General features: G+C 48.1%; 23 protein-coding genes, 5 tRNA genes and 1 riboswitch. Of the genes, 22 read left to right on the top strand and 6 right to left on the bottom strand.

The genetic code is table 11. The annotated features are described in order from the left end of the window. The first annotated feature begins 71 nt into the window (after positions 1-71). The 7 genes from nirJ1 (at position 72) to DESHY_RS00800 (ending at position 5,903) form a co-directional block, all read left to right on the top strand. Positions 72-1,244: a putative heme d1 biosynthesis radical SAM protein NirJ1 gene (gene nirJ1, locus DESHY_RS00770; protein WP_008409691.1), complete on the top strand. Its 1,173-nt coding sequence runs from the start codon at positions 72-74 to the stop codon at positions 1,242-1,244. 26 nt (positions 1,245-1,270) lie between these two features. Further along, positions 1,271-2,251, top strand: coding sequence for a porphobilinogen synthase (hemB, locus tag DESHY_RS00775; protein WP_008409692.1), 981 nt, complete (start codon positions 1,271-1,273; stop codon positions 2,249-2,251). A 4-nt stretch (positions 2,252-2,255) separates the two neighbouring features. Next, positions 2,256-3,248, top strand: a complete 993-nt coding sequence (gene nirJ2, locus DESHY_RS00780; RefSeq protein WP_008409693.1) for a putative heme d1 biosynthesis radical SAM protein NirJ2 — start codon at positions 2,256-2,258, stop codon at positions 3,246-3,248. Beyond that, complete coding sequence (ahbA, locus tag DESHY_RS00785) at positions 3,249-3,713, top strand: siroheme decarboxylase subunit alpha (protein WP_008409694.1); 465 nt, start codon at positions 3,249-3,251, stop codon at positions 3,711-3,713. It begins immediately after the preceding gene. 17 nt (positions 3,714-3,730) lie between these two features. After that, the gene (gene ahbB, locus DESHY_RS00790) at positions 3,731-4,204 is read left to right on the top strand and encodes a siroheme decarboxylase subunit beta (RefSeq protein ID WP_008409695.1); all 474 of its coding nucleotides are present in this window, start codon (positions 3,731-3,733) and stop codon (positions 4,202-4,204) included. A 10-nt stretch (positions 4,205-4,214) separates the two neighbouring features. Next, positions 4,215-5,513: a glutamate-1-semialdehyde 2,1-aminomutase gene (hemL, locus tag DESHY_RS00795; RefSeq protein WP_008409697.1), complete on the top strand. Its 1,299-nt coding sequence runs from the start codon at positions 4,215-4,217 to the stop codon at positions 5,511-5,513. A 78-nt stretch (positions 5,514-5,591) separates the two neighbouring features. Further along, a complete protein-coding gene (locus tag DESHY_RS00800) occupies positions 5,592-5,903 on the top strand; it encodes a YbjQ family protein (protein WP_008409698.1) in 312 nt (103 codons plus the stop codon). 180 nt (positions 5,904-6,083) lie between these two features. Here the strand turns inward: DESHY_RS00800 and DESHY_RS00805 are convergent, their stop codons facing one another. Next, entirely contained in the window at positions 6,084-6,503 is a 420-nt protein-coding gene (locus DESHY_RS00805) for a chemotaxis protein CheW (RefSeq protein ID WP_008409699.1), read from the bottom strand. A gap of 417 nt (positions 6,504-6,920) precedes the next feature. On the opposite strand from DESHY_RS00805, the gene DESHY_RS00810 reads away from it, so the two are divergent. The 12 genes from DESHY_RS00810 (at position 6,921) to DESHY_RS00860 (ending at position 17,622) form a co-directional block, all read left to right on the top strand. Next, complete coding sequence (locus tag DESHY_RS00810) at positions 6,921-7,169, top strand: TM1266 family iron-only hydrogenase system putative regulator (RefSeq protein ID WP_008409700.1); 249 nt, start codon at positions 6,921-6,923, stop codon at positions 7,167-7,169. 3 nt (positions 7,170-7,172) lie between these two features. After that, entirely contained in the window at positions 7,173-8,618 is a 1,446-nt protein-coding gene (locus DESHY_RS00815; protein WP_008409701.1) for an aspartate ammonia-lyase, read from the top strand. Beyond that, positions 8,618-9,847 (top strand): [FeFe] hydrogenase H-cluster maturation GTPase HydF, encoded by a 1,230-nt coding sequence (gene hydF / locus DESHY_RS00820; protein ID WP_008409702.1) that lies wholly within the window; start codon positions 8,618-8,620, stop codon positions 9,845-9,847. Before DESHY_RS00815 ends, hydF begins: the two co-directional genes overlap by 1 nt. 24 nt (positions 9,848-9,871) lie before the next feature. Further along, positions 9,872-10,957 (top strand): [FeFe] hydrogenase H-cluster radical SAM maturase HydE, encoded by a 1,086-nt coding sequence (hydE, locus tag DESHY_RS00825; RefSeq protein WP_008409703.1) that lies wholly within the window; start codon positions 9,872-9,874, stop codon positions 10,955-10,957. 10 nt (positions 10,958-10,967) lie between these two features. Further along, a complete protein-coding gene (gene hydG, locus DESHY_RS00830; protein WP_048817778.1) occupies positions 10,968-12,434 on the top strand; it encodes a [FeFe] hydrogenase H-cluster radical SAM maturase HydG in 1,467 nt (488 codons plus the stop codon). 74 nt (positions 12,435-12,508) lie between these two features. Further along, positions 12,509-12,667, top strand: coding sequence for a hypothetical protein (locus DESHY_RS14170; RefSeq protein ID WP_162829789.1), 159 nt, complete (start codon positions 12,509-12,511; stop codon positions 12,665-12,667). 160 nt (positions 12,668-12,827) lie between these two features. Next, entirely contained in the window at positions 12,828-13,439 is a 612-nt protein-coding gene (locus tag DESHY_RS00835; RefSeq protein ID WP_008409705.1) for a GntR family transcriptional regulator, read from the top strand. A gap of 168 nt (positions 13,440-13,607) precedes the next feature. Beyond that, positions 13,608-13,744, top strand: a riboswitch (cyclic di-AMP (ydaO/yuaA leader). Positions 13,745-13,750: 6 nt separating this feature from the next. Continuing rightward, positions 13,751-15,019, top strand: coding sequence for a glutamate 2,3-aminomutase (gene eam / locus DESHY_RS00840; RefSeq protein ID WP_008409706.1), 1,269 nt, complete (start codon positions 13,751-13,753; stop codon positions 15,017-15,019). A gap of 118 nt (positions 15,020-15,137) precedes the next feature. Next, positions 15,138-15,344, top strand: a complete 207-nt coding sequence (locus DESHY_RS00845) for a hypothetical protein (RefSeq protein WP_008409707.1) — start codon at positions 15,138-15,140, stop codon at positions 15,342-15,344. Positions 15,345-15,420: 76 nt separating this feature from the next. Beyond that, entirely contained in the window at positions 15,421-16,497 is a 1,077-nt protein-coding gene (locus tag DESHY_RS00850; protein ID WP_008409708.1) for an SIR2 family protein, read from the top strand. 341 nt (positions 16,498-16,838) lie between these two features. Next, on the top strand, positions 16,839-17,054 hold the full coding sequence (locus DESHY_RS00855) for a hypothetical protein (protein WP_008409709.1): 216 nt from the start codon (positions 16,839-16,841) through the stop codon (positions 17,052-17,054). 235 nt (positions 17,055-17,289) lie between these two features. Further along, positions 17,290-17,622 carry a hypothetical protein gene (locus DESHY_RS00860; protein WP_008409710.1) on the top strand — a complete coding sequence of 111 codons (333 nt, stop codon included), beginning with the start codon at positions 17,290-17,292 and terminating at the stop codon, positions 17,620-17,622. A 178-nt stretch (positions 17,623-17,800) separates the two neighbouring features. Here the strand turns inward: DESHY_RS00860 and DESHY_RS00865 are convergent. Both DESHY_RS00865 and DESHY_RS00870 read right to left on the bottom strand, forming a co-directional pair. After that, positions 17,801-17,888: transfer RNA gene (locus DESHY_RS00865), tRNA-Leu, on the bottom strand. A 179-nt stretch (positions 17,889-18,067) separates the two neighbouring features. Next, a tRNA-Leu gene (locus tag DESHY_RS00870) sits at positions 18,068-18,155 on the bottom strand. Between the two features lie 289 nt (positions 18,156-18,444). On the opposite strand from DESHY_RS00870, the gene DESHY_RS13960 reads away from it, so the two are divergent. Next, positions 18,445-18,588 carry a hypothetical protein gene (locus DESHY_RS13960; RefSeq protein ID WP_008409711.1) on the top strand — a complete coding sequence of 48 codons (144 nt, stop codon included), beginning with the start codon at positions 18,445-18,447 and terminating at the stop codon, positions 18,586-18,588. A 155-nt stretch (positions 18,589-18,743) separates the two neighbouring features. On the opposite strand, the gene DESHY_RS00875 is transcribed toward DESHY_RS13960, so the two are convergent. The 3 genes from DESHY_RS00875 to DESHY_RS00885 all read right to left on the bottom strand — a co-directional run bounded on the left by DESHY_RS00875 (position 18,744) and on the right by DESHY_RS00885 (position 18,990). Next, positions 18,744-18,818, bottom strand: a tRNA-Gln gene (locus DESHY_RS00875). Positions 18,819-18,821: 3 nt separating this feature from the next. After that, positions 18,822-18,907, bottom strand: a tRNA-Tyr gene (locus DESHY_RS00880). A 7-nt stretch (positions 18,908-18,914) separates the two neighbouring features. After that, positions 18,915-18,990, bottom strand: a tRNA-Glu gene (locus DESHY_RS00885). A gap of 224 nt (positions 18,991-19,214) precedes the next feature. Here DESHY_RS00885 and DESHY_RS00890 point away from each other — a divergent pair. Then, positions 19,215-21,149, top strand: coding sequence for a [Fe-Fe] hydrogenase large subunit C-terminal domain-containing protein (locus DESHY_RS00890; protein WP_008409712.1), 1,935 nt, complete (start codon positions 19,215-19,217; stop codon positions 21,147-21,149). Between the two features lie 255 nt (positions 21,150-21,404). Beyond that, the gene (locus DESHY_RS00900) at positions 21,405-25,199 is read left to right on the top strand and encodes a PAS domain-containing hybrid sensor histidine kinase/response regulator (protein WP_048817758.1); all 3,795 of its coding nucleotides are present in this window, start codon (positions 21,405-21,407) and stop codon (positions 25,197-25,199) included. Positions 25,200-25,303 lie beyond the last annotated feature (104 nt).

Below are 25,303 nucleotides of genomic sequence, written 5' to 3' on the forward strand. Positions count from 1 at the left end.
TTATAATAGACAGCTGAAAATTGTTCTAACATTAAACTAATGCCAAAATTGCGCAGAAAAGTGGGAGTATTATGATAAGTATCAGCAAATTGCTTTGTGGTACAGAAAACTTTGGCGATCACCTGCGCTATGCTCATGGCGCCAAGGGGCAAGTACACGGTGCAGTGGCGGGTCATGGTCCGGTGGTAGTTTGGAATGCCACTCGGACTTGCAACCTGCGCTGCCGCCATTGTTATTCTGAATCTGACCATAAAAAATATGACGAGCTATCCACCCGGGAGGCCAAGCAGTTTATTGATGATCTGGCGGCCTTTCGGGTGCCGGTGCTGCTGCTTTCCGGAGGCGAACCCCTGTTGCGGCCGGATTTCTTTGAACTGGCCAGGTATGCCAGGCAGAAGGGCATTCGCATTACCGTTTCTACCAATGGCACCCTGATCAGTCCCGAGGTGGCGCGGCAGCTTAAAGAGGTCGGGGTTGGCTATGTGGGCATAAGTTTAGACGGCATCGGGGAAATTAATGACCGCTTTCGGGGGCGGGCGGGCGCCTATGAAGCTGCTTTGCAGGGTATCCGCAACTGCCTGGCCGTAGGCCAGCGGGTGGGCCTGCGTTTTACGGTCAACCGTCATAATTACCGGGAATTAAACAATATTTTTGATCTGGTAGAAAAAGAAAACATTCCCAGAGTATGTTTTTACCACTTAGTTTATACCGGTCGCGGCAGTGAAATGGTTAAGGAGGATCTAACTCATGGGGAGAGCAGAGCTGCCCTTGATTTAATTATTGAACGCACCCTTGACTTGCACCGCCGGGGTTTTAATAAAGAAATCTTAACGGTTGATAACCATGCTGATGCCGTCTATATTTATCTTAAATTGCTTCAGGATGACCCTGAACGAGCCCGGCAAGTTTACCGTTTGTTATCCTGCAATGGCGGTAACCGGACCGGTATTGCTATAGGCGAGGTGGACTGGGAGGGCAATGTTCATGCAGACCAGTTTTCCCGCAATCACTGTTTTGGCAATGTGCGGCAAAGAAAATTCAGTGATATTTGGACGGACCTCAGCCATCCCATCCTGGCCGGTTTGAAGAACCGCAAGCCTTTATTAAAGGGGCGCTGTGCCAGGTGCAAATGGTTGGATTTATGCAACGGTAATTTCCGGGCCCGGGCAGAGGCGGTTTACGGCGATTTTTGGGCCGAAGATCCGGCTTGTTACCTAACGGATGAAGAAATAAGTCACGCTTAAATCAAGCTAACGGGGGTGTTTTTACCTTGTCTGTTTTTCCTCATGTCAGGCACCGTCGCTTAAGGATGAACGAACAGGTCAGACGGTTGGTGCGGGAGAACCGCTTAACTGTAGATGATCTCATCTACCCGGTGTTTGCTACCTGTGGTCAGGGGGTGCGCCGGGCCTTTGACAGCATGCCGGGTGTTTATAATCTTTCTGTGGATCTGCTGCTGGAAGAAGTAAAAAAAGTGCAGGAGCTGGGCATTCCCGGTGTGATTGTGTTTGGCGTGCCGGCAACCAAGGACGAGGTGGGGTCAGGCGCCTATGATCCCGACGGTGTTGTGCAGCAGGCGGTACGCGCCATTAAGCAGGCCTTTCCCAACCTGCTGGTGATAACCGATGTTTGCCTGTGCGAATATACCAGTCATGGTCACTGCGGCTTAATTAAAGGACAAAGGGTGGACAACGATACTACCTTGGCTTTGCTTGCCCAAACCGCCCTGTCGCATGTGCAGGCAGGGGCAGATATGGTGGCCCCGTCCGATATGATGGACGGGCGGGTGGCAGCTATCCGGGCCCGCTTGGATGCTGAGGGCTATTCAGATATTCCGATCATGGCTTACTCGGCCAAATATGCTTCAGCTTACTACGGCCCCTTCCGGGAGGTGGCCGGTTCTGCCCCGCAGTTTGGTGACCGCAAAACCTATCAAATGGACCCGGCTAACGGAGATGAAGCCCTGCGGGAAACCGCCCAGGACATTGCAGAAGGGGCGGATATTGTTATGGTGAAACCGGCACTGGCTTATATGGATATAATTCGCCGTATTAAAGAGCAGACCGGCTATCCTGTAGCAGCTTATAATGTAAGCGGTGAGTACGCTATGGTGAAAGCAGCTGCCCAAAAGGGGTGGCTTGATGAACGGAGAATTGTCCTGGAGACATTGACCGGTCTCAAACGAGCCGGTGCAGATATTATCATAACTTATCATGCCCTGGAGGTTGCCCGCTGGTTAAAGGGGGTTTAACAATTTGATTATTTCCTGGAATACTACCAATGCCTGCAATCTTTATTGCGCTCACTGCTACCGGGATGCCGGCATACGGGCGGAGGAAGAACTCAATACAGAACAAGGTAAAAAATTAATCAATGAAATTGCCGCTGCAGGCTTTAAGATTATGATTTTTAGCGGCGGGGAACCTTTGATGCGGCCGGATATATATGAACTGGTGGCTTACGCCAAGTCGCAGGGGCTGCGTCCGGTGCTTGGCAGCAACGGCACCCTGATCACTCTCGAAGCGGCGCAGCAGTTGAAAGAATGCGGGGCGGCCGGCATTGGGATCAGTTTAGACAGCGCCGACCCGGAAAAACATGACCGCTTTCGGGCGCAGGCAGGCTGCTGGCAGGCGGCGGTGGAGGGGATGCGCAATTGCCGCCGGGCCGGTCTGCCCTTTCAGGTTCATACCACGGTACTGGACTGGAATTATCACGAAGCGGAGGAATTAACCGACCTGGCAGTGCGTGAGGGGGCTGTGGCCCATCACTTTTTCTTCCTGGTACCTACCGGACGGGCGGTTAATATTGAAGAGGAATCCCTGCGGGCAGAACAGTACGAGGGTTTGCTGCAGCGCATTATGGAAAAACAAAAGCAAGTAGACATTGAATTGAAGCCTACCTGTGCCCCTCAGTTTATGCGCATTGCCAGACAAATGGGGGTTGCGGTGCGTTTTCAGCGGGGCTGCCTGGCCGGTACCTCCTATTGCATTATCAGCCCTAAGGGGGATGTACAGCCCTGTGCCTATTTAAATATTCCATTGGGTAATGTAAAAGAAACTTCCTTTGTGGATATCTGGCAGCACAGCCCTGTACTCAAGGAACTGCGCTCCCTTGAGTATAAAGGAGGCTGCGGTACCTGCGGCTACAAAAAAATTTGCGGCGGCTGCCGGGCCAGGGCTTATTTTTATCACGGAGATTATATGGCTGAGGAACCATGGTGCTTATACCACGGTCGAAAGGGGTATTAAATGCAGCTGGATCATCTGGACAGGCGACTTCTCAATCTGGTACAGACAGAATTCCCCATTTGCCCGCAGCCTTACCTGGCGTTGGCTGAAAAATTGGGGATTACTGAGCAGGAGGTTTTGCAACGCCTGGAACGGTTAATGCGGCAGGATGTGCTGCGACGCCTGGGAGGGGTTTTTGATTCCCGTAAACTGGGGTACAAGGGTACCCTGTGTGCCATTAAGGTGCCGCCGGAACGTATTGACGAAGTTGCGGCCGTCATTAACAGTTATGTAGGAATTACCCATAATTATTTGCGGGATCACGAATACAATATGTGGTTTACCATTTTGGCCCGGTCGTCAGCCAAGGTGGAGCAAATTCTTAGTGAAATCCGTGCCAAGACGGGTATAGAAGAAATTATAAACCTACCGTCCCAGAGATTTTTTAAAGTGCTGGTAAAATTTGACGTTACTGATGAAGACTAAATTAGGCGAGGGAGAATATGACCTTAAGTGAGCTGGATAAACGCATCATAATGGAATTGCAGGCGGGTTTGCCGCTGGTCAGCCGACCCTTTGAAGCATTGGCCAAAAGGCTGGGCATTACAGAAGAAGAATTTTTGGCCAGGGTTCATGCCATTCAACAAGCAGGCATTATGAGACGCATTGGAGCTGCCCTGCGGCATCACCGGGTAGGCTATACGGCTAACGCCATGATTGTCTGGCAGATACCGGAGGAAAAAATAGCAGAAGTGGGGGAGCGCATGGCCCGGCTGCCTGAAGTAACCCACTGTTACCAGCGCGCAGCTTTACCCCAGTGGCCCTATAATTTTTATACAATGATTCATGGTCGCAGCCGGGAAGCCTGCCGGCAGATTGCCAAGAAGCTGGCTGATATAGCAGGCGTAGATAACTACCGCCTTTTATATAGTGTTGCTGAACTGAAGAAAAGCAGTATGAAATATTTCATGGATTAGGAGGATTTCCATGGCTCCCAGTTATCAAAAATCCAACGAGTTGTTTGCCCAGGCTCAAATGGTGATTCCAGGCGGGGTCAACAGTCCGGTGCGGGCTTTCAAGTCAGTGGGCATGACCCCTCCCTTTATTGCCAGGGCTAACGGCTGCCGCCTGTGGGATGTAGACGGCAACGAGTATATTGATTATGTTTGCTCCTGGGGGCCCCTTATTTTGGGGCACCGTCACCCGGCTGTAATGCATGCGGTTCAGCGCTGTTTGGAAAGGGGCACCACCTACGGGGCTCCTACCGATTTAGAGCTAACCCTGGCCCAAATGGTAGTGGAAGCGTTACCTTCGGTGGAAATGGTGCGCATGGTCAATTCCGGTACGGAAGCCACCATGAGTGCCCTGCGTTTAGCCAGGGCATATACCAACCGCAGTAAAATTGTTAAATTTGAAGGCTGTTATCATGGCCACCATGATTCCCTGTTAATTAAGGCCGGATCGGGAGCCCTAACCCACGGCGTGCCTACCAGCCCGGGTGTGCCCCTGGAACTTGCCGGGCATACTATCAATGCCCGCTATAATGATCTGGCCCTGCTGGAGAAAATTTTTGTTGAAGCAGGTTCTGAAATTGCAGCGGTAATTGTGGAACCATTGGCCGGCAATATGGGCATTGTGCCGCCTGCCGAAGGATTCTTGCAGGGATTGCGTGATCTTTGTCATAAGTATGGTGCTTTGTTAATTTTTGATGAAGTAATTACCGGCTTCCGTCTTGGATATGGCGGGGCCCAAACATATTATAACGTGCTGCCGGATTTAACCTGCCTGGGCAAAATCATTGGCGGCGGGTTGCCGGTTGGCGCTTACGGGGGTCGCCGGGAAATCATGCAAATGGTTTCACCCGCCGGTCCGGTTTACCAGGCCGGTACACTGTCCGGCAATCCGCTGGCTATGACAGCCGGTATTGCCACCCTGGAACAGTTGCAGCAGCCGGGGGTTTATGAGGAACTAAACCGTAAGTCTGGCTTGCTGGCCCAGGGTTTAAGCCAGGCCGCTCAGGCGGCCGGGGTGCCTGCCTGCCTTAACCGGGTAGAATCGCTGCAAACCTGTTTCTTTACCGGGCAGCCGGTGCGTGATTTTGCCGGCGCATCCACTTCAGATACCAAGCGTTACGCCGTTTTCTTTAAATGCATGCTGGAACAAGGTATTTATTTAGCTCCTTCCCAGTTTGAGGCACTCTTTATTTCCACCGCCCATACCGACAGCGATATTGAACGTACCGTAGAAGCAGCTTACCATGCATTTAAAGCGGCGTCTCAAATATAATAATACTGCCAAAATGTAAGGACAGGTTGGGACAGCGAACCTGTCCTTTGTTTAAAAAAATAAGAGGAGGTTTTTGACATGATTATTACCACTACCCCCACTGTTGAAGGGAAACCAATCCGGCAGTATTATGGTTTGGTTTGCGGGGAAGCCATTATGGGGGCCAACATAGTCAGGGATATTTTTGCCAGCATTACGGATATTGTGGGCGGACGCAGCGGTGCCTACGAAGGCAAATTAGCCCATGCCCGGCAGCTGGCCCTGGAAGAAATGACTGAACAGGCCCGCCGCTTAGGGGCCAATGCGGTGGTAGGTGTTGACCTGGACTATGAAGTAATTCGGGAAGGCATGCTGATGGTAACCGCCAGCGGCACAGCAGTTACAATTTAGCTACCTGAGCAAAAGCACAGCCTTGGCTGTGCTTCAGACTGTAGACAAAGGTGTAAAACAAAGCGAGGTGGTTTTATGATCCCCTGTCGGTGCGTAGACCGGAGCCAAAGGGGATCATAAACCACCGATAATATTTGTCGACACTCGAAAAGCACAGCCCTGGCTGTGCTTTTAGACGGATTACAGTACCGTATCTAAATTTATCAGCAGCCAGAGCTGGTCCCCCTTCTTGACGACACCCTTAAGGAAATCCACATTGTCCCCGATCATGTTGGGAGGTTCCACTTCATTTTCCGTATACCGTCCCACCTCGAGAACACTGTCTACAATCATCCCCACCTTATTGCCCTTGTTTTCCACCACAATGATCCGGGTATCTTCGTTTTGTTCGGTTTCCGGCAGGCCAAGGCGGCGGTTAAGGCTGATTACCGGCAGGATGGTGCCGCGCAAATTAATAATGCCTTCAATATAATAACTGGTATTGGGCAGGCGGGTCACTTCCGCCATGCGGATAATTTCCTGGGTTTCGTGAATAGGAAGGGCATATTGCTGATCGTTAAGTTGAAACACTACCAGCTGCTCTTCTTGACCAACGGCCATTAAAATCACTCCTCGTGTGTTAAATTGGACTTGGGCTGGAGCCTAAGTTTTAACGTCTTTATCAATAACAGGTGTCTGTCCTAAAACGGTTAGTTAGATATTCTACACCGGGGTAAAATATTCCTTTGTTAGCCAGAATGTCAAACTTTGTATTTTTTTGTTTTGTGTTATTACAAAAAAATTAAATTCTTGCTAAAATAGCTAAAATAAATTGACTGATAATTTTATATAAGTATAATTAAATTAACACCTGACAAATACGGGTTAACCCGGTTTGGAGGGTATGACAACGCATAGTGTTTCCCTGAGGAGAAAGGCCGGCGGCCTTGGACCAAGGGGTACGCCTTTTGGGGTGTACACTACCCGTCTCTGCCTTTCTCCGGCATGTGACGGGTTTTATTTTTGGAGGTGGCTGCTTTGCATCGTCGTATCGGGGTGGTGGGCATTGTGATTGAAGATCGCAACAAAGCTCCGGAGATAAATAACATTCTGAGCCGGTACTCAGAAATTATTATCGGCCGCATGGGCATACCCCATAAAGAAAGGGGCCTTTCTGTTATTTCCCTCATCGTGGAAGGCACCAATGATGAAATCGGGGCCATGACAGGCAAGTTGGGCAATATCAAGGGAGTTCAGGTAAAATCTGCCCTCAGCACAAAATATTAGGGGGTGAGCAAGCTGCAGTACCGCATTGAGCAAGATCTTATCGGCCCCAAAGAAATTCCGGCGGCAGCCTATTATGGTATTCATACGGCACGGGCAGCAGAAAACTTTAATGTATCAGGGCAAAGGGTGCATCCTGAACTTATCAAAGCAATGGCTGTGGTAAAACAGGCAGCTGCCGAAACCAACATAGCACTAGGCTTGTTGGAGCCCAACCTGGGCAGCGCTGTTTTTCAGGCGGCGGCAGAGGTGGCAGAAGGGAAACTGGCCGATCAGTTTATTGTGGATGCCCTGCAAGGAGGAGCGGGTACTTCCACTAACATGAATGTTAACGAAGTAATTGCCAACCGGGCCATCGAAATTTTAGGTGGCAGGAAAGGCGATTATTCTCTGGTGCACCCGGTAAATCACGTTAACATGTCCCAGTCAACCAACGATGTATACCCTACCGCCCTGCGGATTGCCGCTATCCGTTTGCTGGCACGCCTCTCCCAGGCCTGTGCCAATTTGCAGGGGGCCCTGCAGGCAAAAGAGGCAGAATTTGCCGGGGTATTAAAGGTTGGCCGCACCCAGTTGCAGGATGCCGTGCCAATTACCCTGGGCCAGGAGTTTGCCGCCTGGGCAGAAGCCATTGCCCGGGATCGCTGGCGCTTATACAAGGTGGAAGAACGTTTGCGGCAAGTTAACCTGGGCGGCACAGCGGTAGGGACCGGGCTGAATGCCGAGCGCAAATACATCTACTCGGTGATTGAACGGCTCAGGGCCTTAACCGGACTGGGATTGGCCCGTAACGAAAATATGATTGACGGTACGCAAAATGCTGATGTTTTTGTAGAGGTGGCGGGACTGGTCAAGGCTAATGCTGCCAGCCTGGTTAAAATAGCCGGGGATTTGCGGCTCCTGGCCTCCGGTCCCCGGGCGGGCCTGGGAGAAATCAGACTGCCGGACCTGCAAGCCGGTTCCTCTATTATGCCGGGAAAAGTAAACCCGGTATTGCCGGAAATGATTACCCAGGTGGCCTACCAGGCCATGGCTCAGGATTTGGCCATTACCCTGGCGGTACAGGCGGGGCAGTTGGAACTGAATGCTTTCCTGCCCCTGGTGGCTGCCAATCTGTTGCCGGCCCTGGAAACCCTCAGCAAGGCCATAAACCTGTTAGCGGAACGTTGTATTAAAGGGATTCAAGCGGTACCTGAAAAATGTTTGGCCCACCTGCACAACAGTGTAGGCGTGATTACCGCCCTCATGCCCCTGGTGGGCTATGATACGGCTTCTGAACTGGCTAAAGCCGCTTTAAGAAGCGGTCGCCCGGTGAGGGATGTGATTTTGCAAGCGGGCTTATTTACAGAAGCTGAATTGGATCAACTGCTAAGACCGGAGGAAGTGACCCGGCCGGGGATGGCGGGCAAGCGCAAAGCCAAAAGCCAGTATAATCTGAAGGGGGTAACCTGATGGACAGCACACCAAGAGGAAATCGGCTTCATATAGCTATCTTCGGGCGGCGCAACGCCGGTAAGTCCAGTTTGATAAATGCACTGACCAACCAGGATATTGCTGTTGTATCCCATGTGCCAGGTACCACCACTGACCCGGTGTACAAAGCCATGGAGATTTTGCCGGTGGGTCCGGTGGTAATTATTGACACTGCGGGCATTGATGATACCGGACAACTGGGCGAACTTAGAGTACAGCGGTCTCTTGAAGTATTAAATAAAGCTGACCTGGTACTGCTGGTAATGGATGCCGGCGCCGGGCTAAGCGAATTTGAACAGGACATTGTATCCCGCTGCCAAACCAAAAAGCTGCCGGTAGTGGCGGTACTGAATAAAACAGACCAATATCCGGTAAATCAGCAGCAAGTTGATGAAATTAAAGAAAAACTGGCACTGGAACCGGTGGCGGTGAGCGCTCTTACCGGTACCGGTATCTCTGAATTGAAAATAGCAATAATCAAAGCCGCCCCCCCCGCTTGGGATGACCAGACAATTGTAGGTGACCTGCTGAATCCCGGGGACGTGGCTGTACTGGTTGTACCTATTGATCTGGCGGCGCCCAAGGGGCGGTTAATTTTGCCCCAGGTGCAAACCATCCGGGATATTTTGGATCACGATGCCATGGCCTATGTAGTAAAGGAAAGGGAATTAAAGGAGTGTATAGCATCTTTAAATAAAAAACCCAGGATTGTGATTACCGACTCCCAGGCTTTTCTCAAAGCAGATGCTGATACGCCGCCGGATGTCCTGTTAACTTCCTTTTCTATCCTGTTTGCCCGTTATAAAGGGGATTTAGAAACCCTGGTGGCAGGGGCAAAAGCTATTGAAAAATTAAAGCCGGGTGATAAAGTGCTGATAGCCGAGGCATGCACCCATCACCGGATGGAAGACGATATCGGTACCGTCAAGATACCACGCTGGCTGCGCCAGATTGTGGGCGGTGATTTGGATTTTCATTGGTGCAGCGGGCACCGGTTCCCGGCGGATCTGTCGGAATATAAGCTGGTGGTGCACTGCGGCTCCTGTATGATTAACCGGCGGGAAATGCTGTCCCGCATTATGCAGGTGCAACAGGCGGGTGTTCCTATTGTTAATTACGGGGTGTGCATAGCCTATGTGCAAGGCATTCTCAGACGGGCCCTGTCCCCCTTCCCGGTGTTACAAGAGATGCTGGATGATTTAGATTAATTTGCCCACAAAGGGGGATTGCCTGTGCGGCAAGATTTTATCAAAGCATTTAACAAGGCAGCCGATGGCAGCCAACTAACCAGAGCAGATCTTACAGTGCTGCTGCAAGCCCAAGCGGGAGAAGAGGAAGCAAAATTATTTGAACTGGCCGATGCGGTGCGGCAGAAAAATTTTGGTAATGCAGTACACCTGCGGGGCATTATTGAGTTTTCTAATTTCTGCCGTAACGACTGCCACTACTGCGGATTGCGGCGCAGCAACCGGGCCATTCGCCGTTACCGCATACCGCTGCCGGAAATTGTGGCTACCGCCAAATATGCTGCTGATTTAGGTTACGGTACCATCGTTTTACAGGCCGGGGAGGATCCCGCCTATTCAGGTGAACAATTGGCTGAGATGATCCGCCAAGTCAAGGAAGCAGGTGACTTTGCTGTCACCGTTTGTGTGGGCGAACGCAGCCGGCGTGATTATGAACTCATGAGAGAAGCAGGTGCGGATCGCTATTTGCTAAAACACGAAACAGCGGATGCCGCGTTGTTTGCCGGCCTGCGGCCGGGCACCTCGCTGGCAGAACGGATCAAGCGGCTGAAATGGCTGCGCGAATTGGGTTACCAGGTTGGCTCCGGCAATATGGTAGGGCTGCCGGGACAGACGGTGGAAACTTTGGCGGATGACCTCCTGCTCTTAAAGGAATTGGATGTGGAAATGGCCGGCATCGGACCTTTTATTCCCCATCACCAGACACCGTTAAAGGACAGTCCGGCCGGAGATTTAAAGCAAACCCTAAAAACCCTGGCAGTGGCAAGAATCCTCCTGCCGCAAACCCACCTGCCGGCCACCACCGCCATCGGCACCTTGCACCCGGCAGGACGCCGGATGGCCCTGGCCTGCGGTGCCAATGTAATCATGCCTAATTTGTCACCGGCCGGCTATCGCCAATTGTATCAAATTTATCCGGAAAAGGCCGGGAGTAAAGAAAACCCGGAGGAATCTCACGAAAAGATAGCCAGGCTGGTAAAAGAAGCGGGGCGGTATATTAGTACGGGTCGGGGCGACAGCCCCAAGGAAATATTTAAAAAAAGTCCGGACACTTGGGCCGGAGAAAGGTAAGGTGAGCCTGATGGCAATTAACAAGGCGGAGATTTATCATAACCAGTGGGAACCGGCAGATTTTATTAAGGAAGAAGAAATCAACCGTATGCTGGAGGAAGCTAAACAAGCTCCGGCGGCCTGCGTCAGAGAGATAATTGAAAAGGCACGGCAGGCCCGGGGGCTGACGCCGGAAGAAGTAGCCGTTTTGCTGCAAAATGAAGATGAAGAACTGCTGTCTTTAATGTATGAAGTGGCTAGGGAAATAAAGCTGAAGATTTACGGCAAACGTCTGGTCTTGTTTGCCCCGCTGTATATCAGTGATCACTGTGTCAATAACTGTGTTTATTGCGGCTACCGCCGGGATAACAAGTTTAAACGCCGCAAATTAACCCAGGAGGAAGTGGCAGAAGAAGTAAAAATTTTGGAATCAATGGGACACAAGAGGTTGGCCTTGGAAGCCGGCGAACACCCGGGAGAATGTCCGATTGAGTATGTGCTGGAATGCTTAAACACAATTTACAGTATTAAATTTGACAATGGCAGCATCCGCCGCTGCAACGTCAATATTGCCGCCACCACTATTGAAGATTATAAGAAACTGAAAGATGCCGGCATTGGTACTTATATCTTATTCCAGGAAACCTATCACCGGGCCACTTATCAAAAGATGCACCCCAGCGGCCCCAAGGCTGATTATGATTGGCATACCACCGCCCACGACCGGGCTATGATGGCCGGTATTGATGATGTTGGCTTTGGTGTACTGTTTGGCCTGTACGATTACAAATTTGAAGTTTTGGGTCTGTTGATGCATGCTTTGCATTTGGAAGAACGTTTCGGTGTAGGTCCGCATACCATTTCGGTGCCGCGCTTACGGCCGGCCCTGGGAGTGGATTACAACAGCTTCCCCTATTTAGTAAATGACGACCAGTTTATGAAACTGGTAGCTATTATTCGCCTGGCAGTTCCCTATACCGGCATGATTATTTCCACCCGGGAACGGCCCGCTTATCGTGATATGTTGTTGAACTACGGCATATCACAAATTTCTGCCGGCTCCTGTACCGGCGTAGGCGGCTACAAACGGGAACTGCAGCGTCAGCAATGCCTGGCTGAGGGTGGCAGCCGGTGCGGCGGCGAACAAGATGCCCCGCAGTTCAGCGTGGATGACCACCGTACACCGGATGAGGTATTGCGCAGCGTCTGCCAATCCGGTTGGCTGCCCAGCTACTGCACAGCCTGCTACCGTAAAGGGCGCACCGGCGACAGGTTCATGGCCCTGGCCAAAAGCGGTGAAATTCAAAACGTTTGCCAGCCCAATGCTATCCTTACCTTTAAAGAATACCTGCTTGACTATGCTTCGCCTGAGACCAGGGCAGTGGGAGAAGAAACCATTCGCCGGCACCTGGCCGAAATCAGCAACCCGCAAATCAGAAAAATTACAGAAGAACGTCTTAAACAAATTGAAGCCGGGGAAAGAGACCTGTATTTCTAGGCAATTTCTAAGTGCGTACAAAAGTGGGTGATTTACCCACTTTTCAGCGTGTCAACAAATATTAGCGGTGGTTTATGATCCCCTTTGGCTCCGGTCTACGCACCGACAGCACTATGATTCGCTACGGTGGCCATTGGGGTCGCCTCAAACGGGCCCTCCTGGCCCGGTTCGGCTGGCGCCCACGTCCTGTGGGCGCCACCCCAATGGCTCCTTTCGCTCATCAAGTGCTGTAACCGGTGCTTCGACAAGTCGCCGACAGGGGATCATAAATCACCTTACTTTGTTTTACAACCTTTGTCTACAGTCTGAAAAGTGGGTGATTTACCCACTTTTGTATTTTTTGCGGGCAAGTTATAATATTAACTTAGCATAATACTTCAGGGGGTTTTTCTCTTGTCAAACAACGAGGTGCATGTGGCGCGGTATTTGACCATTGCAGCAGACTTGGCAGACCGCATTGTACGGGGCGAATATCCGGAAGGACATAAAATTTTTGGTCGGTCTACCCTGGCAGGCAAATATAACGTATCGCCGGAAACCATTCGGCGGGCTTTAACTCTCTTGCAGGAAGCGGGAATTGTTGAAGTGGCTGCCGGCGTAGGGGTGGTGGTAAAGTCAGTGGCGGCGGCCGGAAAATATTTGGATGATTTTGATCAACGGCAGGCATTGGTTAGTATTCACGAGAGATTGCACCAACTGGTCAAGGAAAGAGATCGACTGAATCATGAAATCTCACGGTTGACAGAAGAATTAATGGAACACACACTTCTTTTGGAAACCAAGTTGTATAAAATAGAAGATTGGAAAGTGGTGCCGGATTCGCCTTTAGTTGGACAAACTTTGTCCCAAAGCAAATTATGCAACCAAAAAGTGCTGGCGATCCAGCGTGTGGGCCAGGAAGATATTTTGGACCCCAAGCCAGACAGCGTCATTCAAGCGGGTGATATTTTAACCATTTATGGCCGCCTGGATCCTGCTCTCCGGCAGGGATTAATCCGGGTTTAGCCAGGACCACCGCACCGGATGAAAAACATAAAGAATTTTTGTGCCGGCAGGGCAGACATGGTTTGCCGTATTCTGAAACGGGGGATGATTAGCCCTCGTTTTTATTGTTGTAACAGTCATTTTATGATATAATGGAACAGGCAACTTGTTTTTTTAATGGCGTTGCCTGGAAAAAAATAGCTTAATCCCGGGATGGGAGCGGAGGAACCATTTATGGGGTGAATCCTGTGCTTGTGTGCAGGTAGGGTTTTAACCTTTCGACCCGAACCCGTCAGCTAACTTCGTAAGCTATAAAGAAAGGGAGGATGCAAGTGTCTGTTAATTTACGGCAGGAAGAAGTGCAACTGGAGAGCAAGAAAAGGCTTATTGCATTGCAAAGGGCAAAAGAACTGAGATCTCGTATTGACGGTTATTTAAAAAACAAAGCTAACATCCCCAGTGGCTTTGAGGTGCAGGAAGCATATCAACAGGCAAAACACAAGCTGCTGCAGGTTTTGCAGGCCACTGAAGACCAATGGCATGACTGGCACTGGCAAATGGCTAATCGCATCAGCGACGTCACCGTAATAAGTCAACTGCTTAATTTAGATGCTGCAGAACTGCAAGCTGTTCAACGGGTAGGGCGTCAGTACAGGTGGGCGGTTTCACCCTACTATATGGCTTTGGCCATGGCCGGTGGTATAAACGGACCGGTGTGGCGGCAGGCTGTACCCAGTATTGAGGAAGTGCAAGATCGTTCGGGTCTGGAAGATCCTATGGGGGAAGAATTTACCTCGCCTGCCCCGGCAGTCACCAGGCGTTATCCAGACCGTTTAATTATTAATGTTACCAACCAGTGTGCCATGTACTGTCGGCACTGCCAGCGCCGCCGCAATATCGGTGAGCTTGATTTACACAAACCACGTAAAATATTAGAAGCCGCCCTGCAATATGTGCGGGAGAATAAAGAAATCAGAGATGTATTAATTACCGGCGGCGATGCTTTGCTGTTATCAGATAAACAACTGGATTGGTTGTTAAGCCAATTAGATCAAATTCCCCATGTTGAAATCAAGCGGATCGGTACCCGTACACCGGTTACTCTGCCCCAAAGAATTACCCCGGAACTATGCGCCGTCTTAGAAAAATACCCGCCCATTTATATTAACACACAGTTTAATCACCCCCTGGAAGTTACTCCTGAAGCCAAAAAAGCCTGTGATATGTTGATTAAAGCAGGGGTAGTATTAGGCAACCAGGCCGTCCTGTTAAAAGACATTAACAATGACCCGGATGTAATGAAACGGCTAAACCATAAACTGTTGCAAATCAGGGTGCGCCCCTATTATATTTTTCACGCCAAGGCTGTCAAGGGAACCAGGCATTTTATCACCGGTGTTAATGACGGCATAAATATTATGGAGCAGTTACGGGGTTATACTTCCGGTTTGGCGGTTCCCACTTATATTATCAACGCTCCCAACGGTTACGGTAAGACGCCGGTATTACCGCAGTATATTGTAGAAAACCATAATACGCACGTAACCCTGCGCACATGGGAAAAACGAATTATCCCTTACAACGTTAAGTGTAAACAGTAATCCATCTAAAAAATCCTGTCACTAAATTATGACAGGATTTTTTAGATGTAATTGACAAGAACATTTGTTTGGTATTAAAATCATATTAATAAAACAAATGTTCGGGAGTGATTAGAATATGATAAAAGGAGCTCAATTGCCCGTGGCTTATCAGCCTGCAGCCGCTGATTCAAAGGTCACTCAGCCGGAAGTGTCCTTAACCGAAGAAGTGTTGGCGTGGCTGGAGCATGAAGATACGCCGGCTGCCAGGAGGACTGCCCAAACTATCTGTGTGTTTGGCGGAGTATTCTTAGCTGCTCAGATAATCAGGTTTTTTATTTCTTAACCGGAAACTGTGACCGGTTATTTTTTTTATTCCGGTTCATAATAAAAAAGACGGTTTGGATTTAAGGAGGCATCCAGTGACCAAAGTGTATGTTTTGGGGGCGGGGGCCGCAGCAGCCTATACAGGTTCTTATCTGAGAGAAACCAGCCCGGTGGCGAAAAACTTTTTCCAGAAAGCCATGCGTGTTATTGATATTCACAAAATTAAAGACCGTTATTTTGCTGATGAGGCATTAGACTTCCGCCATATATTTAATTTTATTAAAAAATTTTGGGGCATTAACCGGGAACAAATTGACCGGGCCAATCTGGATATGGAAGAAGTTCTAACCCTGTTAAACATTGAAATGGAGGAGGACAGAGAGGAGCAAGACAGTTTATTGCTGGCCTATGAAGAGTACCTGTTATTAATGGCGCTGACCTTCGATAAGATTTTGTACGGCAAACCATGCCCCTATCACCATAGCATTGCCCAATCATTAAAACCTGGCGATACCGTCATCTCATTTAATTATGAGTTATTAATGGATTATGCTTTGCGCCATCTGGTTAGCAGCAATAGCAAATGGTATATCAAGGACGGCTATGGAATTAATTGTGTTTCCTTAAGCAGCGCGCATCGCCGGAGCAGCTTGCCTGACCCAGCGGCCGGCAGTTCAAATGTTAAACTGTTAAAATTACATGGGTCCTTAAACTGGCTGTATTGCCCGCAGTGCGGTCAATTGTATGCCTATGAGCACCGAAACGCCAAGGGGCAAAGCATAATTATTCATGGTATGGCCAATATGATTCAATGCACGGCTGCTCACTGCTGCCACAGGCTAAGCAGGGTGATCATCCCACCCACCCTAATGAAAAACTACCAGTCCATTCCCTTTATCCCGCATTTATGGCGGCAAGCCAGAAATGCTTTGCAGCAGGCCAAAGAAATCATTGTCATTGGTTATTCCTTTCCCGCCACCGATTTCAGGTCAAATTGGCTGTTTCGCAAGGCGATGGTAAATAATAAATCACTTCAAAAAGTAGTTATTGTGGACACAGCGGAAGGCTATCCGTTAAAAAAATTGCTGGAGAAACATAGGAGTATCTTTCGGGTGGATGATTTGGTGTTTTACAACAGTTTTCCTCAATTTGCCGCCGCCCTGGAACAATAACAGAATAATGAAAGAATGAGCGGCCATAATATCAGTAAACCCACCCGTCGCTTGTGGGATGCGCGGAAAGGTTAACGGGCAAAGGTGTCAACAAAACCACTGGACAAACCGACACCCGGGGCAAGGTAAGGGGTTGCCTTGCCGGCCGACCCTCTGTTTGTTTGCGGGGGTCGGTTTATTATGACTATTAGTATATAACATATATTTATTTATGACATAATAATATTGCTTTAAGGTTGTTATCAGGAATATAATATACTAAATAATATAAACTAACTGAATATTTAATCAATAATTATCCGGGTAATACTTTTCACACTAACCATGAGGAGGCGATTCAATTGACCCAATTTATTAAAAAGTGCCCTGATTGCGGCTGTAACCTGGTAGAGAGATTGGTTAACGTTGATGTGAAGGATGACCTGGAGGTTTGTCATGCTGAATCGATACCGGTTCTTGTTTGTGCCAACGAAAAATGCAGCAACCGGGAAAAATACTTTGCTCCCTTTTCCTTTAACCTGTTAAAAATGAAGTGTCCGGAAATAAATAAGTGGTAATTGGTAAGTTGGGTTGGCGTTCACGTGAGGGCGCCAACCCGCTGTCTGTTTTGTTAAGTACAATGGCCGGTGCTTTGTTGCCGGCCAGGAATCATAAAGCCGCCTCGAGATTTTGGCATACCTTTGTCAACAGCCTGCTTCAGCCGGGACATGCTTGCTAAAAGATAAATTAATCCTATAATAAATAATATAACTATGCAGTTATTATCTTAACGTTAAGTCGGGAGGTGGCAAAGTGAAAATAGGTCAGCTTGAAAAGCCTGCCTTTACAGCCTTTCGCAAGGATTTTTTAGCTTTAGCAGGGGAAATTGCCGGTTGTCAGGTTAATGCCGGGGCAGTATGGCAGCACATCGGCAGCAGTGAATGCAGAGAACAAATAATTAAAGAATTTATCCGCAGCATGGAAGAACGTTATGGTTTTGCCATTGTTCTCAAAAGCCCTCTGCATGACCGGCCGGGTTCGGTTGAAGGCGTAGTAGGAGAACTTTACCATGTATTTTCTACCATGTTTCTGGTAGAAGTTATAAACAGCAAAATTCGTGCCGGAGAAAAACATGTAGAAGTGTAAAGGGGCTGATTTAAGACAGTTACATCTATTAATTACGTTTAATTACGTTGCGGACACCTTGGCAGAAGTTAAGCAAAGGCTGCATGCCGCCGGTGCTTTAGCAAATCACAACAGGGGATTTTTAAATTGCCGTAATGTTGTCAACAAAAAACATCCGGCGATAAGCCGGATGTTTTTTTGGTGCGGCAGAAGGGACTTGAACCCCCACGTGCGTACTGCACATAAGAACCTGAATCTTACGCGTCTGCCAATTCCGCCACTGCCGCATATTTATTTTGCAACGGGCGCCTTGCCCGCCGACAAATGTTATTATAGCGTAATAATATTTAACATGCAAGAGTAATATAATAAAATTTTAACATTTATTTTACCCGACCGGCATAATATTCCTCCGGCGAAACCAGCAAAGAAAAAATACCCCGCAGTTAACCTGCGAGGTGTTTTTTGGTGCGGCAGAAGGGACTTGAACCCCCACGTGCGTACTGCACATAAGAACCTGAATCTTACGCGTCTGCCAATTCCGCCACTGCCGCTTAATAATTGATAAACTGCTTGCTCAATGCAATAGTGATTATAGCAAAGATTATTTGTTTGTGCAAGGGCTAAAATTATAAAACTTTTGTTTTGCAAAAAAAGCCCCGGCGCATATTTACCGGGAAAAGAGGCCTAACTTTCAAGTGTAATGTTATTATGTCACATTTTGACGATTTATACTGAAAGATAACTGACAATTCTTTAGTTTTAAATTAAATTTATATTAGACTTAAATAAAATGAAACGGAACAGAAAACAATATTAAAAACTACTTGGAGGAAATTAACCATGCGCAAAAGAATAAGGGGTTCGCTCAAACATGTGGGCAGCATGAGGGAAACCGTCGGCTACCAAGCCATCTGGGAAACCGGCCGGGCAGGGGAAATGAAGAAAAGACAGCGCCTCAGCGGTATTAATCAACCCGCCACTTAAGAAGGGCAGGAACATTAAGACGGCCTGTTCAGACTGTTTAAGATATTTATTTCAACCAAAGGGGGCCGGCCTGGTATGACGGCACCTCTTTTATATTAAAAAGAAAGACTGTCTTTAAAAGATCCTTGAAGATCTTATAAAGACAGTCTTTTAAATGGCTGGGGCGGCTGGATTCGAACCAACGAATGCCGATTCCAAAGACCGGTGCCTTACCGCTTGGCGACGCCCCATTATGGTGGAGGGAGAAGGATTCGAACCTTCGAAGTCATCTGACGGCAGATTTACAGTCTGCTCCCTTTGGCCACTCGGGAATCCCTCCGCTAAAATGGTGACCCCTACGGGATTCGAACCCGTGTTACCGCCGTGAAAGGGCGGTGTCTTAGACCACTTGACCAAGGGGCCGTAAGGTATTAACCAGCGACGAAACTTATTATAACAAAACATTTTGGCTGTAGCAAGTATTTTTAATAAAAAAATTTGGGTGTTATTTTAGTGTGATAAATACTTTATTATGTTTAATTTTCTGTTAATTAGTAAAATAATGTAGAATGATTAGGAAATATGTGCTAAGATGTCTTTAAAATAGTATTTCGCATCATAATCTTTCGTGTCATAAGGGGGAAACTATGCTGAAGCAAGTGGTTTATACAGATAAAGAACGGTGCCGCCTGTGTTCTGCCTGCTTGCAAGTCTGCCATACCAAGTCCATAAAAACAGACCAGGGCAAAGCAGAAATTATTGCTGACAGTTGCCTTAGCTGTGGCCTTTGTATCGGCGTGTGCAGCAAGGGGGCCAAAAGATATTTAGACAGCACCCAGGCGGTACAGCAATTGCTGGCTGCCAGGCAATGCGCACTGGTGCTGGCTCCCTCTTATGTTATTGTAGCTAAAAAAAGATATGGCTGCTCGCCGGAACAATTTGCTGCAGCCATGAAAAAGTTAGGTTTCAGTTTGGTGTATGAAGCCGGTTTTGGCGCCGATGTGGTAACCAAAGTATACCTGGATTACCTTGCACAACGAATTAACGAAAAGGGCAGAGAAAACACCCATGTTATTACCAGTCCTTGTCCTTCCCTGATGAATTATGTGGAAAAACATGTGCCGGAATTAATTGAAGAATTTGCGCCGGTGTTAAGCCCGATGGCTGCCCAGGCCTTACTGGTGAAGCATTGGACCAAGGATAAGGCGGCCATTATCGGAGCCAGTCCCTGCGTGGCTAAAAAATCCGAACTGCTGGATGAACAGCTGGGATTGTTTGACGCTGTCTTGAGATTTGAAGAGCTGTGCAACTGGCTGGATAATGCCAACATTAAGCCATCCGTCCTGCCGCCAATAGAGGGTGACGGCATTGAGGCCTTATACGGGGCAGGGTTTCCCATTTCCGGCGGGCTTACCAAAACGCTGGAGCAATTTTCAGGTAAGCTGGAATTAAATCCTATCGGGGATGATATTTTAATTTTAGAGGGCGAGGACAGGAGTATTGAGTTTCTCAAGCACATGGCTTTGGACAAAAAGAAAGACAATAATTTAAAGGGTTACCCTTTATTAATTGATATTTTGTACTGCGAAGGCTGCATTGTGGGTAAAGCCATGGGAGTAAAAGGCAGCCTGCTGGAAAACAAAAAAATTGTGGCAGACTATACCCGGCATCGTTTTGCCAAAATGCAAAAAAAAGGTTTATTTAAAAAATATAACGGATACCGTTTTGTGGTAAAAAACACGGTCCAGGCTCCGGAATTTAAAGAGTGGCTGGCTGTTGTCGAAAAGTTGATCCAAGAAAAACGCTTTTGGCGCTCCTGGCAAAACCGCAAGTACATGAGAAAAATGCCCTCCGAACAGGAGTTAAGGGCTATCTTGCAGCAGGACGGCAAATTTACTCCGGAGGATGAGTTAAATTGCCGGGCCTGCGGTTACAGGAGCTGTCGGGAGCGGGCCATAGCCGTATATAACCAGGAGAACACAGCGGGTGGTTGTATTGTTTATCAAAAGGAACGGGCCGAACAGCTGCATGAGGCAGCCCGTAAAGTAAATGAAGTGGTGCTTGCCAATACGGAAGCGTTAATTGCAACAACTAACGAGATTGTATCCGGGAACCAGAATAATGCTGACATGGCCGGTCGCCTGTTGGGCAATATTGAAACCCATGATGAGGAAATCAAACAGCTGCATGAGAAGGTAAAGGCTGTAATGGAAACTTTCAGCTTTTTTACGGAAGTAGCACATAACATAGCGGCCATTGCGGACCAAACCAAGATGTTGAGTCTTAATGCGCAAATTGAAGCAGCCCGGGCCGGTGAACACGGGCGGGGTTTCGCGGTGGTGGCCGGCGAAGTAATGAAGCTGTCTTCTGATACCCATGAAAAATTAAAGGCTATCCATACTTATCAAGAGCAGGTGGCGCAGCATCAAAAAGAATTGGAAAAACTAATCAGCAACCTTCGGCAGGAGTCGGAACAAATTCATGAGCTGGCTAATTCCTCTGCTGCCGTGGCCCAACAGATTGCTGCCGCTTCTCAAGAGCTTTTTGCAGCCACCGAAAACCTGAAATCAATTATTAAATAGTTGATTAACCGGGCCGGCCTGACAATTGTCAGGCCGGCCCGGTTATATGCCATATGGTCGACACAGGAAAATTTATTTTTTTGTAATATTTAAGTTAAGCAAAATCAATACATATTTGATATCATCAAAGATACAGACTGCCGAAAAGGCTTCTTTTGCTGATCAAGGCTGTTACCGGTGCATCAACAGGTTGTCGGCCGGGTGGTATACACACCGGCAGGTTTACCGACAGTAAAAACGGTGGGGGGTAGCGGTGTGAGAAACAAGATAATACAATTACTCACCCAAAACGAAGACAAGATTGTGGCCAGTTTAATTGATTACGCCAAGGCCGGTGATTTTACGCGCTTTAATTCTACCCGCCGGGAAAATTGGCGTATTTCTGTACAAGAAATAATTAAATGCCTGACTGATTACTTTGATAACTGTGCAACCGAGACTGTCCGGGTTGCTGAAACGGCAAGCGAGCACCCTGCTGTGCAATTGGGTATTAAAAGTGCCAGAACTCACCGAGCCATGGGTATTACCTTAGCCATGTTTTTAGGTTTGTTTAAGTATTATCGACGGTCATATTTAGATGTTGTTAACGAAAGTAATTTGTCCAAAGAAGAAAAAGCACAGGCCGGTGAGGCCTTGAACATTTTTTTTGACCGCTTTGAAATTAGTTTTTGCAGTGAATGGGTCGGGGAAGGACCTGATTCCCGGCTGCTTGAGCTGCAGGCAGCCAACCGCACCCTAACCAATGAAAAAAACAAGCTAAGAACCATCTTTGAAAGCATGACCGAGTGTGTATTTGTGGTTGATGACAAGATGGAGATTACCGAAATAAACGCGGCTGCCGCTGCTTATTTTGAAATCAGACCGGATGAAATTATTGGCATGAGCTGCGCTCAACTGTTGGGCTGCCGGTGTCAAAAAGAAAACTGTCACCTCTACCAGGCTATGAAAAAAGGTGGTTGTTATAAAGATATTGAGGTTGAGGTTAATACCCGGCGGGGACGCCGGCGCATCCTGACCAGCGGCTCTTTTTTGCATGATGCAAGCGGTCGGTACGCCGGCGGTGTGTGCGTTTTTGTGGATATTACCGAGCGTACCCTGATGGAACAAACTTTGCGTTTACACATGCATGCCAATAACAGTTCCATTGAATGTGTTACTATTTTTGACGCAAGCGCCCGGTTAATATATGCCAATCCGGCTGCTCTTGGGTTATTGGGTTGCCGTCAAGAGGATATTTATGGCATGGGTATTGAAGATGTATACCGGGGCGGGGAAAAATTGCTGCTGTCTTTGATGCGGGGTGATTCCTGGCGGGGCGAGTTAAGCCAAAAAAATCACATTCTCTATGTACATGCCAATCCCATCCGGCTTCCCGGCGGTAAAATTATTGGTTTTTATGTGGCATCCAGAGATATAACCAACCATAAACTAACCCAATTGAAATTACAGCAGGCCCGGGAAGAAACCGAGCGGGAGGCTGCCAAGCTGAGGGCGATTGTTTCGGCAATGAATGCCTCTATTGCCTTGGCCAATGCAGATGATGTGATTACCGAGGTTAATGAGCAGTGTGCCTTGATGATGGGAAAAACACGCCAGGAATTGATCGGCAGGAGGATCTGGGAGCTGCACAGCGGCGATACCCTGGAAAAACTTACATCTCTGGTGCAGCTTTATCGTACCCGGCCTGATCACCCCCGCACCACCGTTACCCGACGGTTAAATAATATGGATGTGATTATGAGTATCCAGCCGATTTACCGTGATAATATCTATGACGGCATATTATTAATGATGGTTGACGTTACCGAGGTAGCGGAAGCCAAAAGACAGGCAGAACAAGCACGGCTGGCGGCCGAACAGGCAAGTCGGGCCAAATCGGAATTTCTGGCTAACATGAGCCATGAAATAAGGACCCCTATGAACGGGATTCTTGGTTTTGCCGAGGTATTATTGCAGCAAAATCTGACCCATGAGCAGACGGAAAGCGTTAAAGTAATTCAACAGTGCGGTGAACAATTGCTGGAACTTATTAATGATATATTGGATTTGTCTAAAATTGAGTCCGGCAAATTGGTGCTCGAAAGGACCGATTTTAGTTTGCGCAAGCTCATCCATGAAGCAGTCAGCCTGGTTGAACCCAAACTGGCGGCGCGTAATGTTGAAATGATCATCCAACTGCAGCAAGACCTGCCGGATTATTTTAAGGGTGATCCCACCAGGATTCGTCAAATATTAAACAACCTGCTGTCTAATGCTGCTAAATTTACCCACCGGGGCTATGTTAAAATTAGTGTTGCCGGTGAAGGTCCGGTGCAGGAAAATGAAATCAAACTTAAGTTTATTGTAGAAGATACCGGCATCGGTATCCCTAAGGACAAACTGGAGCTTATCTTTCAAGCCTTCACTCAGGCCGACGGTTCCACCACCAGAAAATACGGCGGCACAGGCCTGGGCCTCACCATCAGCCGGAACCTTGCCCAACTGATGGGCGGCCGGATTACGGTTGCCAGTGAAGAGAACAGCGGCTCCCAATTCACCTTGACCTTACCGTTAACTGTACTGGCCGTTGAAGGATCGCTGCCTTTAAAAGAACCGGATCAGGAAACAATGGGAGTTGTGCTGCTGGTGGAAGATGATTGGACCAGTCAGCAGTTAATTGCCAATTACCTGGAAAAAGCAGGTTACCGGGTAATTGCCACGGACCAGGGCAAACAAGCCCTGACCATGGCCAAGATTTACCGGCCGGATGTCATTATTTTAGATATCTTGCTGCCAGACCTGAGTGGCTGGGAAGTATTGGAAAAGATTAAAAGACACGAACAAACCCAGGATATTCCTGTTGTTGTTTGTACTGTGCTGCCCGAAAAGGATAAGGCCTTTTCGCTGGGCGCGGTGGATTTTATTCAGAAACCGGTGTCGGGTCAAAATCTCATCAAGCGTCTCAATAAACTGACCATGTCACGCCAGATCCAGGACACTCATGTAGTGCTGGTTGATGACGACAAACCGGTACTGGAATTTTTGCATAATGTGGTGGGCCGTGCCGGCTACCAGACCCACAGCTTTCTAAATGCTGAGGAGGCTCTGGCATATATTTTTAGCGGCGGTAAAGCTCATGCCGTTATTTTAGATCTGATGATGCCGCAAGTGGACGGTTTTGAGTTTCTTAACAGGCTGCGGGCCGCACAGCAATTTAAGCATATTCCTGTCTTAATCAATACAGGCAAAGAATTAACAGAGATTGACTACCAAAAATTAAACGATAAATATGAAAGAATTTTAAACAAAAGTTTTGTACGGGCTGACATCTTGCTGGAAGAGCTGGCGCAGCTAATTAAAAACGGCATTGCCGGAAAAAGTATGCAACAGGCGGGGCAGCAGCGTGTTCGTATCTTGTTGGCGGAGGATAACCATTTTAACCAGCGTTTAATGGTACAGCTGCTGGCGGCTGAATTCCAGGTAACAGTGGCCGAAAACGGCTTGCAAGCTCTGCAAGCTCTTGAACGGAATCGCTTTGACCTTATCTTGATGGATATGCAAATGCCTGTTATGGACGGTTATGAAGCCACGCGGCAAATTCGCAGTCAGAAAAAATATCAGGATATCCCCATTATAGCCCTGACGGCTCATGCCATGAAAGGAGATGAAGAAAAATGCTTGGCGGCCGGCTGTGACGGCTATCTGGCCAAGCCTGTTAAGCGCGATGTGTTGTTGCGCACCATTGACAAGTTTATTTCTCACCGTACAAGGGATAAAAAGCAGCGCGTCAGAGAGCAGGGGGTTGAATCCCTGGTGCCCTGGTATTTACAGGATTTGGCGGAAGAAATGGCTAAGCTTAAACATGCTGCCTTGGTGCATGATTTTACAACTGTCAGGTATATCGGTCACGGCTTAAAAGGTTCTGGCGGGGCGTATGGTTTTCCGGAATTTTCAGACCTGGGCGCGGATATTGAAAGGGCGGCCTTGCAAGAGGATGCGGAACTGGTGAAAAAACTGGTGAACCGCTTACGTGAACTTTATACCCAGGTATTGGAAGAGGAACTGCAATAAACAGATTATAAATTATCAATAAGTTTTTGTGAAAAATTTATTTTGTCCGTGCTAACAGGATAAATGAACATGCAAAGCGAATATTGTTTTTAAAATTAGCCGTT

Source organism: Desulforamulus hydrothermalis Lam5 = DSM 18033 (assembly GCF_000315365.1).
GTDB lineage: Bacteria > Bacillota > Desulfotomaculia > Desulfotomaculales > Desulfotomaculaceae > Desulfotomaculum > Desulfotomaculum hydrothermale.